Source organism: Stenotrophomonas chelatiphaga (genome assembly GCF_032054965.1).
GTDB classification, from domain to species: domain Bacteria; phylum Pseudomonadota; class Gammaproteobacteria; order Xanthomonadales; family Xanthomonadaceae; genus Stenotrophomonas; species Stenotrophomonas chelatiphaga.
Map to the genome: position 1 here is coordinate 122,384 of NZ_DAMBRS010000009.1, position 12,725 is coordinate 135,108.

Here is a 12,725-nt window from a genome sequence, read left to right on the forward strand (position 1 = left end):
AGTTGGGCGGATCATGCGGCTGCGGTGGCCGGCCGGTCAATCGTCCAGCCGGGCGAAGCGCGGCTGGCTGCCGTCCACGCCTTGCACGTGCTCGACGAACATCGCGTAGGGGCGCACCCACAGGCCACCTTCGCCATACAGCGCCCGGTACAGCACCATCGGCTGCTGGGTCTCGCTGCTGCGGACCACGTCCACGACCTCGTACAGGCCGCCCTTGAAGTGGCGGTAGCGGCCGGGTTGCAGGACGGGCAGGGCAGGCAGGTCGGACATGGAACACTCACGCAGGCAGGAAAGCCGGTGATTGTTCAATGCGCCGGGCGCGGCGTCCACCGCCATGTCAGAACAGCGTGGCGCGGATCAGCTCCTCGACGAGGATCACATAGCTGGCGCCGAAGTAGAACTTGAGCAGGGAAGGACGCTGGTACAGAAAGGTGCGCATGTGGAAGGGGCCCCCTAAGGTGTACGTAGTGTGAAATGGTTAACGCGCCGTGACAAGCGTCACGGAAGCGCGGTTGTGAACAGCGTCAGTCATGTGAGGGCGGGGCAATTCAGACCGGACCGATGGGGCCGCAGGGGTGTGCCACCTAGGCTGGATTCCACCGGCGCTGTCGCAATCGGCGCCTCCGTTCCTGCCCCGTTGGAGCCCTGCCATGGTCATCCTTGTCCAGAACATCAGTCGCCACTGGCGCCTCGTCCACCCCCACGACGGACTGTCGCGGGATTTCCGTTGCGGCCGGGAAGCCTTCGACGCCGCCGCAGCGCTGGCCCTGGAGCATCACGGCCGGACGGGCGCACGCGTAACGGTGCAGGTAGGTGCGTTCGGCGGAGCCGTGGACGCCCTGCAGTTGGGCTGAAAATTCAGAAAACCCTGATGCCACAGGCGTCGGATATGCCCTAGCCTCACTGACTGGCGGGGGCCATTGGTGTCATGGGTCAGGCGAAGCACAGCGGTGGCAAGGTAGCTGCCCGCGATCGTCGGCCTTCATGGCAACCCGTCCGATCATGGAGAGAGACCCTATGTTGATCCGCGTCCAGAACGAGCAGCGCCATTGGCGTGTGCTGCATCCGCAGAAGCCGGAATCCATTTCCTTCCACGAGGGCAGTGCGGCGTTCGACTTCGCCGATGCGCTGGCCCGTGAGCTGCACACCCGTACCGGGCAGACCTGCTCGGTGCGCGTGGAGGTCAGCGACACCTTCGTCGATACCGTCAGCTACGGCTGACGCCGGGGCATCGGCGCCGGAATCCAGTGAACCCATTCAGCTTTCGCTTGCCTACTTGAATGGGCGGCGACCGAGACCGCGCGCGCCATCTTTGCGGCGCGACGGACTTGCGCCATGCTCGGCTCACACCGCCACACCAGGACGCACCACGATGACCCAGGAACTGTCTGTTTCGCGCCGCCCTTCGATGCTGTGGGCCGTTTGTCTTCCGCTGCTGCTGGGCGCCGGCGCTGCCGGAACCGCGAGTGCGCAGTACCGTGACAACGATCGCTACTACGGCGACAACGGCGGCACGATCCGCTGTGAGTCGGTGAAGAATCGTAATCAGGAATGCCGCCTGGACGGGCGTCCGCGCCTGGTGCGCCAGCTCTCCGGCGCCGCCTGCGTGGAAGGCCGCAGCTGGGGTCAGTCGCGGGGCGGGGTGTGGGTCAGCAATGGCTGTCGTGCGGAGTTCGTCGGCGAACGTGGACGTCCGTCGCGTCCCGGGCATGGCGGCGGCAACTGGGGCGCTGGCCATGGCGGTAATGGCAATGGCTGGGGTTCGGCGGGGCAGGTGATCGACTGCGATTCCAACGACCGTCGCCAGCGTCGCTGCAATGTCACCATCCGCCAGGACGCGCGCCTGGTGAAGCAGAAGTCCGGCACGGCCTGCATAGAAGGCCAGAGCTGGGGCTGGGACCGCAACGGCGTGTGGGTCAGCAACGGCTGCCGTGGGCAGTTCATGGTGCGCTGATCGCGCGAATGACCCGGTTGTGGGTAGCGCCGAGCCGTGCTCGGCGAACGCAGCGGCAAGAGCGTGACGACCAACGGTCGTCACCCACCCGGCAACAGCCGACGGCCAGCGGCCGTCACTACCGGGGTCAGCCGGCCGCGCTCAGCGGCGCGCTGCCGGCCTGCAGGGTCGGCCAGCGCTTCAGTACGGCTGCACGGATCCCCGCCGCATCGATGCCGGCTTCGCCCAGCAGATCTTCGCGGCTGGCGTGATGCTGGAAGCCGTCGGGCAGGCCAAGGTGCAGGATCGATTTCAGCACGTCCTCCGCGCTCAGCAGTTCGGCCACGGCCGAACCGGCACCGCCTGCCACCACGTTGTCTTCGACGGTGACGAAGCCCTCGTGGCGTGCGGCCAGCTGCAGGATCAGCTCGCGGTCCAGCGGCTTGATGAAGCGCATGTTGACCACGCTCAGGCCGAGTGCACGGCCCACTTCCTCGGCCGCCGGCACGGTGCTGCCGAAGGCCAGCAGGGCCACGCGGCTGCCTTCCACGCGGATCTCACCCTTGCCGATCGGCAGGGTGGACAGATCGGTGCCAGCGTCGACGCCGGTGCCACTGCCGCGCGGATAGCGCACCGCAGCCGGGCCGGCGTACTGCAGGCCGGTGCTGAGCATCTGGCGGCATTCGGCTTCGTTGGACGGAGCCATCACCACCATGTTCGGCACGCAGCGCAGGAAGCTCAGGTCCAGGTTGCCGGCATGGGTGGCGCCGTCCGGGCCGACGACGCCGGCGCGGTCGATGGCGAACAGCACGTCCAGCTTCTGGATCGCCACGTCGTGCACCAGTTGGTCGTAGGCGCGCTGCAGGAAGGTCGAGTAGATCGCCACCACCGGCTTGGCGCCCTGGGTCGCCATGCCGGCGGCCAGGGTCACCGCGTGCTGTTCGGCGATGGCCACGTCGAAGTAGCGCTCCGGGTATTCGCGGCTGAAGCGCACCAGGCCGGAGCCTTCGCGCATCGCCGGGGTGATCCCGTGCAGGCGCGGTTCGGCGGCGGCGGCGTCGCACAGCCAGTCGCTGAAGACATCGGTATAGGTCGGCTTCTTGGCGCCGCCCTTGGCCACCAGGCCCTTGACCGGGTCGAACGGCCCCACCGCGTGGTAGCCGATCTGGTCGCCTTCGGCCGGCTCGTAGCCCTTGCCCTTGGTGGTCAGCACGTGCAGCAGCTTCGGGCCCTTCAGCGTCCGCAGCGTCTTCAGCGTGGACAACAGCGCCGGCATGTCATGGCCGTCGATCGGGCCGGTGTAGTGGAAGCCCATCTCTTCGAACATGGTGGAGGGCACGAACATGCCCTTCCAGTGTTCTTCCCAGCGCTTGACGAAGCGCGCCGGGTTGTTGCGCTTGTCGCCGAGGATCTTCTTGCCACCTTCGCGCAGCGCATTGAGCGTGCGGCTGCCGGTGGCGCGGCCGAGTACTTTGGTCAGCCCGCCGACGGCCTCGGAGATCGACATGTTGTTGTCGTTGAGGATCACCAGCAGGTTCGGCTCCGGCTCCATGCCACCGGCGTGCATCAGCGCTTCGAAGGCCATGCCGGCGGTCATCGCGCCGTCACCGATCACCGCCACCACGCGACGGTCATCGCCTTCGCGCTGGCGTGCGATCGCCATGCCCAGCGCGGCGGAAATGGAGGTGGACGAATGGCCGACGCCGAAGGTGTCGTACTCGCTTTCCTCGCGTTTGGGGAACGGGGCCACACCGTCCTTCTGCTTGACCGTGTGGATCTGGTCGCGGCGGCCGGTGAGGATCTTGTGCGGGTAGGTCTGGTGGCCTACGTCCCAGACCAGCTGGTCGTGCGGCGTCTGGTACAGGTAGTGCAGCGCCACGGTGAGTTCGATGACGCCCAGGCCGGCAGCAAAGTGCCCCCCGCTGCGGCCGACCGATTCGATCAGGTAGGCGCGCAATTCGTCGGCGATGGCCCTCAGTTCGGATTCGTCGAACGTGCGCAGTTCTTCCGGTGTCTGGATGCGCGAGAGGCGGGGATAGCGGGCAGAGTCGATCATCATGTTCGTACTTGTGCTGACCGGCTATTTTCGCGCTCAAACCGGGGTGGAGCAAGCAGACCCCGACACGCGTGATCGCGCAGTGAGTTTGCAGCCGCGCGCAGTCAGGCCGAAAGCTTGGACTTCTTCGGCAGCTGCGCCTTCAGGAACGTCATCTGGTCGGCCAGGATGTTGCGGTTGGAAAGGATCAGGTGTTCGATCCAGCTCGGCCGGAAAGGCACGGCCAGCAAGGGCATGCCGGCCTGCTGCGGGGTCCGGTTGCTCTTTCGCGAGTTGCAGTGGAAGCAGGCGGTGACCACGTTTTCCCACACGTCCAGGCCGCCCTTGGACAGCGGCATCACGTGGTCGCGGGTGAGAACGGGTCGCGAATGCTGTTGGCCGCAGTACAGGCAAAGATGCGCATCGCGCGCGAACAGCGCCGCATTGGTGAGATTCGGGGTGGGATCGGGGGCGCGCGAACGGGCATGGCCGCGGGTGGCGATGATCGGATGCAGGTCCAGCCCGCTGCGCAGCCCGCTGAGCCGGTTGGTGCCGCCGTGGATGTGCAGGCAGGGGTCGCCGAGGGTCCAGGCCACCGCGCCACGCGCATACAGGCAGGACGCATCCTGCCAGTTGATCCAGTCAAGGACCCGGCCATGGGCATCAAGGGACAGCAGGCGGACGCTGCCGGGGCGGTGCAGGGGGCTGGGCTCGGGCGATGACCCGGCGTCCGGAGCGGGAAAGGCAGCTCCGGTAGTGATCAGACCTAAGCGTGTAGTGTCTGTCTCCATCGGGATAACAGCTTATACCCGAATGTTTGCATTTTGTGTATTCCTCCAACCCGGTAGTGACGACCGTTGGTCGTCACGCCGTTGCTCCGGCTCAGGCGCCGAAGCGCGCGTCGTCCATCGCCATCAACGAATCCGCGCCGGCCTGGATCGCGGCGGCGTGGGCCAGCGTGCGCGGCAACACGCGCGCGAAATAGAACCGCGCGGTCTCCCGCTTGGCCTGCTTGAACGCGGCCGTCTGGCTGCTGGCATCGGCCGCCGCCACGCTGCGGGCCCACCAGTACGCCAGCACCACATACCCGGAATAGAACAGGTAATCATGGCTGGCGGCGCCCAGTTCGTCCGGGTTGGCTGCCGCGCGCTTCAGCACGTCCAGCGTCAGGCCACCCCATTCGGCGGCCTTGGCCCGCAGCGGTGCGATGAATTCGGCCAGCACCTCATCGCCCTCGTGCGCCTTGGCGAACGCCTCGATCTCGGCCAGGAACAGCTTCAGTCCCGCGCCCTGGCTGGACGCGGTCTTGCGGCCGATCAGGTCCAGCGCCTGGATGCCGGTGGTGCCTTCATACAGCGTGGTGATGCGCGCATCGCGGGCCAGCTGCTCCATGCCGTGTTCGCGGATATAGCCGTGGCCACCAAAGCACTGCAGTGCGTTGTAGGTGTTTTCGATACCCCATTCGGTCTGGCAGGCCTTGGAAATCGGGGTCAGGAAGCTCACCAGGGTGTCGGCGCGCTCGCGTTCGGCCGCATCCTGCGCGCTGTGCGCCACGTCGATCAGGGTCGCCGCGTGCAGTGCCAGCAGGCGGCTGCCTTCCACCAGCGATTTGATCGTCAGCAGCATGCGGCGCACATCCGGGTGTACCAGGATCGGGTCCGCCGGCTTGTCCGGGAATTTGGCCCCGCTCAGCGACCGCGACTGCAGGCGCTCGCGCGAATACTTCAGCGCGTTCTGGTACGCGCGCTCGGACAGGCCGATACCCTGCAGGCCCACCCCCAGGCGTGCGGTGTTCATCATGGTAAACATCGCCTGCAGGCCCTTGTGCGGCTGGCCGACCAGATAGCCTTCGGCGCCATCGAAGTTCATCACGCAGGTGACCGACCCCTTGATCCCCATCTTGTGCTCGATGGAACCGCAGCGCAGTGCATTGCGCTCGCCGACGGTGCCCTCGCGGTCGACCTTGAACTTCGGGGTGACGAACAGCGAAATGCCCTTCGCCCCCGGGGGCGCATCGGGCAGCTTGGCCAGCACCAGGTGCACGATGTTGTCGGTCAGGTCGTGCTCGCCGGCGGTGATGAAGATCTTGGTGCCGGTGATGCGGTAGCTGCCGTCCGGGTTCGGCTCGGCCTTGGTCTTCAGCAGGCCAAGGTCGGTGCCGCAATGCGGTTCGGTCAGGCACATGGTGCCGGTCCAGCGGCCTTCGATCAGCGGCTTCAGGAAGGCCTCGTGCTGCCAGGCTTCGCCATGCTGCTTCAGCGCCTCGATCGCGCCATGCGACAGCAGCGGGAAGTTGCCCCAGGCCAGGTTGGCGCCGTTGATCATTTCGTTCAGCGGCACGCCCAGGGTGTGCGGCAGGCCCTGTCCACCCACCTCCGGCGAGGCGGTCAGGCCGGTCCAGCCGCCTTCGACGAACTGGTCGTACGCGGCCTTGAAACCGGGCGGGGTGGTGACCTCGCCGCTGGCCTGGTCGAGCACGCACCCCACTTCATCGCCCACGCTGTTCAGCGGTGCCAGCACCGAGGCGCTGAAGCGGCCGGCTTCTTCCAGCACGGCATCGACCACATCGGCGGTGGCGTCGGTGAAGCCCAGGCGGGCGAACAACGGTTCGACCTTGAGCACGTCATGCAGGGCGAAACGCAGGTCGGAAAGCGGGGCGGTATAGCTGCTCATCGTTGAAGCATCTCGATCAGGGGGCAGGGGCGTGGCGGGGCGATGACGGGGCGTCGCCTCAGCGCAGCACGCCGGGCAGGCCCGGGGCGTGGTTGAGGGTGCTGCGGTTGTTGATCTGGAACGTGCGTTGCTTCTTTTCTTCCGGCGTGGCCGCGACCGAACCTTCCAGCGTGTAGGCCAGCGTGTGGTTGCTGGCCAGCGCGTCGGCCACGATCAGGCGGGCCTGGGCGGCCGGCTGCAGCTGCAGTTCGATCACATCGGCAGATGCACCGCCGATCGACACGCCGGGCTTGGCGGTCAGGGTGCCGGCCTCGGCATCGCCGACCGAAAGCTTCAGCGCGATGTCATCGAAGCGCATTGGCATGGAGCTGAAGTTCTGCAGGCGCAGGGCGACCTTCCAGCTGCCGTCGGCGTTGACGGTCAGCTGCTGCAGGCTGCTGGCGGGTTCGGACACGCGCTTGACCACCCCTTCGCCACAGGCGGCAAGGGCGAGGACGGACAGGAAGATCAGGGTGGAACGGAAGCGGCGGAGCATGGCGCAGGTCCTCGCGGAAGGGGTGCGTGGAGGGAAAGATACTACGGCGTATGGTGGCGTGCACAGGCATTCACCTGAACGCCAAGATTAACGCGCGCCGCAGCCAGGGGCAGCGGGCGGGCGCAGGGGCGTCAGGCGCGGTTGGGCCGCGTGCAGCGTGGCCGCTGGATCAGCGCAGTGGCGCGAGGACCTTCAGAGGGGCGAGGTCGTAGCCCATCGCTTCGGCGCGGGCCTTGAGCGCTTCGAACTGCCCGCGTTCCATGCTTGGCGAGCGCGACAGGATCCACAGGTACTTGCGATCCGGTTCGCCGACTACGGCCCACTGGTAGTCCGGGTCCAGCGCGATCACCCAGTAATCGGCCCATACCAGCGGCACCCACGACAGCCAGTCCGGGGCGAAGCGGACCTCCAGCTGACCCGGTTCGCCTTTGACCGGGCGCGCGACGCCTTCGGCCTGGATGCGCGTGCCGTCTTCGACCCGGCAGCCGTTGAGCACCGAGATCCGGCCATCGCTGCGCAGCCCGTAGGTCGCGGTGATGTCGCCGACGCATTTCTTCTGGAAGGACACCGGAAGATGAGCGATTTCGTGCCACTGCCCGGCATAGCGGTCGATGTCCAGCGCGGCCACCGCGCGCACCGGTTCGGCGGCGTGGGCGAGGCTGGCCAGGGGCAGCAGCAGGGCAAGGGCACAGGCGCGGCGAAGGGCAGGCAGGGTTGGCATCGGCATGGTTCGTGTGGCGACGGCCCGAGCTTAGCGGTTGCCGCGTCGAGGGTGACGTGAAACACGTCGCGAAAGGAGCCCGGGCGCCTTGCCAGGTGGCAGATGTGGCATGCTCGCGCCGTCGCTACCGACAAAAGGAATGCCGCAATGAGCAAGGGTCTGGACAAGAAGAAAGAGCAGAAGAAAAAGCCTGCCAAGACCGCCAAGGAAAAGAAGGCGGACAAGAACGAGAAGAAGACCACCCGCGGGTTCGGTCCGGCCTGATCCAGGGCCGCTGCGTGTCGTCGCCCTGGGCGGGGACACGCGGGAAACCAATGCAGCGGCGCTGCCGCTGACTGCACTCTGCACTTACTTCGGCGCGCGCTCGCCCTTGCGCAGCGTCAGCACACGCACGCCGGTCGCGGTAACCGCCACGGTGTGTTCGAACTGTGCCGACAGCTTGCCGTCGCGGGTATGCACCGGCCATGTGTCCGGCTGGTGGCGGATCGCCGCCTTGCCCTGGTTGAGCATGGGTTCAATGGTGAACACCATGCCTTCCTGCAGCTCCACGCCGCTACCGCGATGCCCGTAATGCAGGATCTGCGGCTCTTCGTGCATGTCACGGCCAATGCCATGGCCGCAGTATTCCTTGACCACGGTATAGCCCTGTTCGCGCGCGAAACGGGCGATGGCATGGCCGATGTCGCCGGTATGCGCGCCGGGACGGACTGCGGCGATGCCTTTCCACATCGCCTGGTAGGTGGCCTGCACCAGCCGACGTGCAGGGTAGGGGACCTCGCCGACCAGATAGGTGGTGCTGGAGTCGGTGATGAACCCGTTCTTCTCCAGCGTGATGTCCAGGTTGACGATCTGCCCTTCGCGCAGCACGTCGTCGGCCGAGGGCACGCCATGGCAGACCACGTCGTCGATGGAGGTATTGAGCACGTACGGGAAGTCGTACTGGCCCTTGCTGGCCGGGCGCGCCTGCAGGTCGTCGACGATCATCCGCTCGACCAGCTCATTGATGTCCATCGTGCTGCGGCCGCGCAGGTCCAGCGTGTCCAGGTGGTCGAACACCTGGGCCAGCAATGCGCCGGATTGCGCCATCACTTCGATTTCCTGCGCGGACTTGATCATGTGTGCCGCTCGGCCAGTCGCGGTGTATGCACGCCGGCGCTGCGCAGTTGCTCGGCGACGATCTGCTGGTAGCTCAGTTCCGGGTGCAGTTCGCAGAGCATGCCGATGCTGATCCAGAAGTTGGCCTGCGCGTTGATCGAGCGATGGCTGACGGTGCAGGCGCGGCGAAGCTGGTCGTGCAGTTCGTCGTCGATGTTGACGATGCCCATGGACGGGACTCTGTGGGGAATATATGAATCGTATATGTTTCGTATAGGTGGCGCAACTGGCCCGGAACGCGGCCGATGGTTCGACTGATGTGCTCGCATCGCGACGCTTTTGCAGCTTCGCCCATGTACGCAGGCGGCCGTCGCTGCTGCTATGGAGCTGCTGGCGACGAAGAGCGCCAGCCGGGATTGGCATCCCGCAAGAAGATTTTATTTGGCTCTGTTTTGCCCCTTGGGCACGGCGGAGAATGCACTGCATCGCGCGCCGGTCATACGGTGGGCGATACGGGGGATCCCTGATCCGCCGGCTTTTTTGAAATCTTCTCCGGTATGCCAACCCGCATCGCCCGCCACCTGACGCCTTGGCGCAGGTGGCCTCAAGCCTTGTGAGGTATGCAATGGAATCGCACTATCCCCTCAGCGCGAAGCGCTTGTACGCCTTGATGGGCGAGCGGATGCAGGACTTCCCGCCGCACTTCATCGAACGACTCGAACGGCGGCTGGAAGCGTTCGAAACCTCGCGCACCAACCAACACCGTGTGATGCACCTGCGGCTTCTGCCGCGCACGTCGTCCGATTCGCCGCAGGCGGGAGGCCGCTGCCATCCAGAGCTCGAAGGCACCGCGCAGGTCGCCGTGCCTATCCGTACCGTGCAGGCGCTGGCGTCGATCTTCGAAGTGCTGCATGCGGTGCACCTGAGCCGTCAGGAAATGCAGTCGGACGCAGGATTCGGCATGTTCATGATCGAAGAGCTGATCGTCTCCGGACGCGAACTGGTGCGCTCGTCGGCCGATGCGATGTGGAGGCAGGTATGACGCCCTACGAATCCGCAAAGGCGCAACTGGAAAACCGGCGTGCAGCAGAAATGGCCGACTACCTGGACGATCGCCTGCACATGATCCACTACGATGAAACGACCTTCGCGCGTTCGCTGTTGCTGGTGTCCGAACTGCATGGCATCGGCCACGTGGCGCGCGAATGCGGGCTGAGCGACGATGCCCTGCGACGGCAGCTGAGCGGGTCGCGTCCGTTGTACTTGGACAACGTGCTGGGCGTGGTGCGCGCGCTGGGCATCCAGTTGCGGGTGGAGCCGATTCAACGCGGCTCCGTCTGACGACCTGGGCGGGGAGGGCGGGTCGCACTGCCCACCCGTGTAGAAGCTGCGCAACAGGCAAAAAAAAAGAGCCTGCATTTCTGCAGACCCTTCAAAAACAATGGTGGCCGAGGACGGAATCGAACCGCCGACACGGGGATTTTCAATCCCCTGCTCTACCAACTGAGCTACTCGGCCACTTGTTTCGTTGGCAGCGATGTCGCTGCCGAGGAGGCGCATATTACGGAGGTCACGCGGTTTCGGCAAGCCTTTTGAACAAAAAACTTCACAATGGTGTCTCCGCACCACCCATGCGCGCGCAAGTGCTTGATCCTTCGTTGCCGCCAGCGTGCACGGCAATGGGACGCTGGTTTTTCAGGGCCCCATGCGCGCTGCGTTGCGCGTACCGTCGAAGGTCACTTCCTTTACCGAACGGATGCAGCGCATGAGCCCCTCGTCCCTCACCACCGATCGCATTGTCCTCGCCTCGCGCCCGCAGGGGGCACCGACCGCCGCGAACTTCCGCCGCGAGCAGGCCGCGTTGCCCGAACTGCAGCCGGGCCAGGTGCTGCTGCGCAACCGCTACCTGTCACTGGACCCCTATATGCGTGGGCGCATGGAAGAAGGCCCGTCCTATGCTGCGCCGGTGGCCCTGGATGCGGTGATGGAAGGGCGCACGGTGAGTGAAGTGCTGGCCTCGCGCCATGATGGGCTGGAGCAGGGCGCGCTGGTGGTGGCATCGGGCGGTTGGCAGACCCACGCGGTGGTGGACGGGGCCGGCATCAGCCGCCGCCTGCAGGCGCACGGACTGCCGCTCAGCACTGCGCTGGGCGTGCATGGCATGCCGGGGTTCACTGCCTACGCGGGCCTGCAGGAGATTGGCCGCGTGCAGCCGGGCGAAACGCTGGTGGTGGCCGCAGCCAGTGGTCCGGTAGGCGCCACCGTGCTGCAGCTGGCCAAGCAGCAGGGTGCGCGCGTGGTTGGCATTGCCGGTGGTCCGGACAAGCGTGCGTACGTGGAAACGCTGGGTGCCGATGTGGCGCTGGACCATCGCGCCGACGGCTTCGCCGAGCAACTGCGTGCAGCCGTTCCCGGGGGCATCGACGTTTATTTCGAAAACGTCGGCGGCAAGGTCTTCGATGCCGTGCTGCCGCTGCTGAATGACTTCGCGCGCGTGCCGGTGTGCGGCACCATCGCGACCTACAACGCGCGGGGTGCGGTGCTGCCGGGACCGGACCGCCTGCCGGGTTTCTTCAGCCAGGTGTTGCGCCAGCGGCTGACCGTGCGGGGCTTCATCCAGAGCGATTTCGCCGCGCTGTTCCCCCGCTTCGAGGCCGAGATGGCGCAGTGGCTGCGCGACGGGCGCATCCAGTACCGCGAAGACATCGTGGACGGTCTGGAGGCGGCGCCGGAGGCGTTCTTCGGCCTGCTGCAGGGACGCAACTTCGGCAAGCTGGTGGTCAAGCTGGACTGAGCGGCGTTCCCGTGAGGGCGGCCACGGTGCAGCGCGCAGGTGGCAGGGCCAACCGGGCTGAACGGGCGGCCGCGGGCTCGTGATCTGCGCATCACGGCGGCGCCGATAGCGTGGAGTACCACGACACACCACAACGAGCAGGCACGCAGCATGGGTACCGAAAAGAACAGCCAGCAAGACCGCGCCGGCGTAGAAGAAAGCCAGCAGGACCAGCGCCAGGATGATGTGGCCAAGCAGCGTCCCGGCCAGCAGGACGAGCAGATCCGTGATGCGCACTCGAAGAAGCCGGTGCGCAAGGATGGCAGCGGCGAGCCGGCCTGAACGAAAAAAGCCCCGGGAGCGATCCCGGGGCTTTCTGTTTCAATTCGTGGTGGAGCCAAGGAGGATCGAACTCCTGACCTCGTCGATGCGAACGACGCGCTCTCCCAGCTGAGCTATGGCCCCACAGTGGACCTGAGTCTATCCAACTGCCGGAGGCTTGCCAAGCCCGCGCGTGCGGACCGAAAGTGTGACGTCACGCACCCGTGCAGCCAACGCTTGGAAGCCGATGGAACCTTACCGCCCGATTTCCTGCGACCTGCATGACCATCTGGAGATCGCCTGCCTGCGCCGGCTTCGCCTGCAGGTGGAGCTGACCGACGGCACCCAGGTGGAAGGCCGTGCGTTGACCACCGTGAGCACGCCGGCCAAGGAAGAGTTCCTGCGCCTGGAAAGCGCCGATGGGCTGCGTGACCTGCGGCTGGATCAGCTGCACGCGATCAGTGCGCTCGATGACGAAAGCGGCTTCGGGCGGGTCGTCCTCTCGGTTTGATCGTGACGCCATGTAACCGTTTTCAACGCCTTCATTCGAAAAATCAATCGCTTGGAGGCTGAACGCTGCCGAAAATTTGATCGATCCAGCCTAAAGAGGACCACTTCGGTGCCGTTAAAAGTGTGACG

16 protein-coding genes and 2 tRNA genes are annotated in these 12,725 nt (G+C 65.9%); 8 read left to right on the top strand and 10 right to left on the bottom strand.

The genetic code is table 11. The features are described from left to right. Positions 1 to 36 precede the first annotated feature (36 nt). Entirely contained in the window at positions 37 to 270 is a 234-nt protein-coding gene (locus RTX79_RS12615) for a DUF1653 domain-containing protein (protein ID WP_312684058.1), read from the bottom strand. 380 nt (positions 271 to 650) lie between these two features. Here RTX79_RS12615 and RTX79_RS12620 point away from each other — a divergent pair, with 380 nt between their 5' ends. The 3 genes from RTX79_RS12620 to RTX79_RS12630 all read left to right on the top strand — a co-directional run bounded on the left by RTX79_RS12620 (position 651) and on the right by RTX79_RS12630 (position 1,954). Beyond that, positions 651 to 854 carry a hypothetical protein gene (locus RTX79_RS12620; protein ID WP_312684059.1) on the top strand — a complete coding sequence of 68 codons (204 nt, stop codon included), beginning with the start codon at positions 651 to 653 and terminating at the stop codon, positions 852 to 854. Positions 855 to 1,017: 163 nt separating this feature from the next. After that, positions 1,018 to 1,221 (top strand): hypothetical protein, encoded by a 204-nt coding sequence (locus RTX79_RS12625; RefSeq protein WP_057507971.1) that lies wholly within the window; start codon positions 1,018 to 1,020, stop codon positions 1,219 to 1,221. Positions 1,222 to 1,372: 151 nt separating this feature from the next. Continuing rightward, positions 1,373 to 1,954: a DUF3011 domain-containing protein gene (locus tag RTX79_RS12630; protein WP_312684060.1), complete on the top strand. Its 582-nt coding sequence runs from the start codon at positions 1,373 to 1,375 to the stop codon at positions 1,952 to 1,954. Positions 1,955 to 2,081: 127 nt separating this feature from the next. Here RTX79_RS12630 and dxs read toward each other — a convergent pair whose 3' ends face one another. The 7 genes from dxs to RTX79_RS12665 all read right to left on the bottom strand — a co-directional run bounded on the left by dxs (position 2,082) and on the right by RTX79_RS12665 (position 9,222). Beyond that, complete coding sequence (gene dxs, locus RTX79_RS12635) at positions 2,082 to 3,989, bottom strand: 1-deoxy-D-xylulose-5-phosphate synthase (RefSeq protein WP_312684097.1); 1,908 nt, start codon at positions 3,987 to 3,989, stop codon at positions 2,082 to 2,084. 104 nt (positions 3,990 to 4,093) lie between these two features. Then, positions 4,094 to 4,759, bottom strand: coding sequence for an HNH endonuclease (locus RTX79_RS12640; RefSeq protein ID WP_057507973.1), 666 nt, complete (start codon positions 4,757 to 4,759; stop codon positions 4,094 to 4,096). A gap of 91 nt (positions 4,760 to 4,850) precedes the next feature. Continuing rightward, positions 4,851 to 6,641: an acyl-CoA dehydrogenase C-terminal domain-containing protein gene (locus RTX79_RS12645; protein WP_312684063.1), complete on the bottom strand. Its 1,791-nt coding sequence runs from the start codon at positions 6,639 to 6,641 to the stop codon at positions 4,851 to 4,853. Between the two features lie 58 nt (positions 6,642 to 6,699). After that, positions 6,700 to 7,176: an LEA type 2 family protein gene (locus RTX79_RS12650; RefSeq protein ID WP_312684064.1), complete on the bottom strand. Its 477-nt coding sequence runs from the start codon at positions 7,174 to 7,176 to the stop codon at positions 6,700 to 6,702. A 169-nt stretch (positions 7,177 to 7,345) separates the two neighbouring features. Then, positions 7,346 to 7,897, bottom strand: a complete 552-nt coding sequence (locus RTX79_RS12655) for a lipocalin family protein (protein ID WP_057507998.1) — start codon at positions 7,895 to 7,897, stop codon at positions 7,346 to 7,348. A 348-nt stretch (positions 7,898 to 8,245) separates the two neighbouring features. Then, the gene (map, locus tag RTX79_RS12660) at positions 8,246 to 9,013 is read right to left on the bottom strand and encodes a type I methionyl aminopeptidase (protein ID WP_312684065.1); all 768 of its coding nucleotides are present in this window, start codon (positions 9,011 to 9,013) and stop codon (positions 8,246 to 8,248) included. Beyond that, positions 9,010 to 9,222 carry a ParD-like family protein gene (locus RTX79_RS12665; RefSeq protein ID WP_312684066.1) on the bottom strand — a complete coding sequence of 71 codons (213 nt, stop codon included), beginning with the start codon at positions 9,220 to 9,222 and terminating at the stop codon, positions 9,010 to 9,012. The genes map and RTX79_RS12665 overlap by 4 nt, the downstream gene beginning before the upstream one ends. 395 nt (positions 9,223 to 9,617) lie before the next feature. Here RTX79_RS12665 and RTX79_RS12670 point away from each other — a divergent pair, with 395 nt between their 5' ends. Both RTX79_RS12670 and RTX79_RS12675 read left to right on the top strand, forming a co-directional pair. After that, a complete protein-coding gene (locus RTX79_RS12670; RefSeq protein ID WP_312684067.1) occupies positions 9,618 to 10,034 on the top strand; it encodes a hypothetical protein in 417 nt (138 codons plus the stop codon). Beyond that, entirely contained in the window at positions 10,031 to 10,333 is a 303-nt protein-coding gene (locus tag RTX79_RS12675) for a DNA-binding protein (RefSeq protein WP_312684068.1), read from the top strand. The genes RTX79_RS12670 and RTX79_RS12675 overlap by 4 nt, the downstream gene beginning before the upstream one ends. A 101-nt stretch (positions 10,334 to 10,434) precedes the next feature. Here the strand turns inward: RTX79_RS12675 and RTX79_RS12680 are convergent. Further along, a tRNA-Phe gene (locus RTX79_RS12680) sits at positions 10,435 to 10,510 on the bottom strand. Positions 10,511 to 10,757: 247 nt separating this feature from the next. Between RTX79_RS12680 and RTX79_RS12685 the strand changes: the two genes are divergently transcribed. Both RTX79_RS12685 and RTX79_RS12690 read left to right on the top strand, forming a co-directional pair. After that, positions 10,758 to 11,786 carry an NADP-dependent oxidoreductase gene (locus tag RTX79_RS12685; RefSeq protein WP_312684069.1) on the top strand — a complete coding sequence of 343 codons (1,029 nt, stop codon included), beginning with the start codon at positions 10,758 to 10,760 and terminating at the stop codon, positions 11,784 to 11,786. Between the two features lie 150 nt (positions 11,787 to 11,936). Next, a complete protein-coding gene (locus RTX79_RS12690) occupies positions 11,937 to 12,107 on the top strand; it encodes a hypothetical protein (RefSeq protein ID WP_170184005.1) in 171 nt (56 codons plus the stop codon). Between the two features lie 47 nt (positions 12,108 to 12,154). On the opposite strand, the gene RTX79_RS12695 is transcribed toward RTX79_RS12690, so the two are convergent. After that, positions 12,155 to 12,230: transfer RNA gene (locus tag RTX79_RS12695), tRNA-Ala, on the bottom strand. A 103-nt stretch (positions 12,231 to 12,333) separates the two neighbouring features. Here RTX79_RS12695 and RTX79_RS12700 point away from each other — a divergent pair. Beyond that, positions 12,334 to 12,597: a Rho-binding antiterminator gene (locus tag RTX79_RS12700; RefSeq protein WP_312684070.1), complete on the top strand. Its 264-nt coding sequence runs from the start codon at positions 12,334 to 12,336 to the stop codon at positions 12,595 to 12,597. Positions 12,598 to 12,725 lie beyond the last annotated feature (128 nt).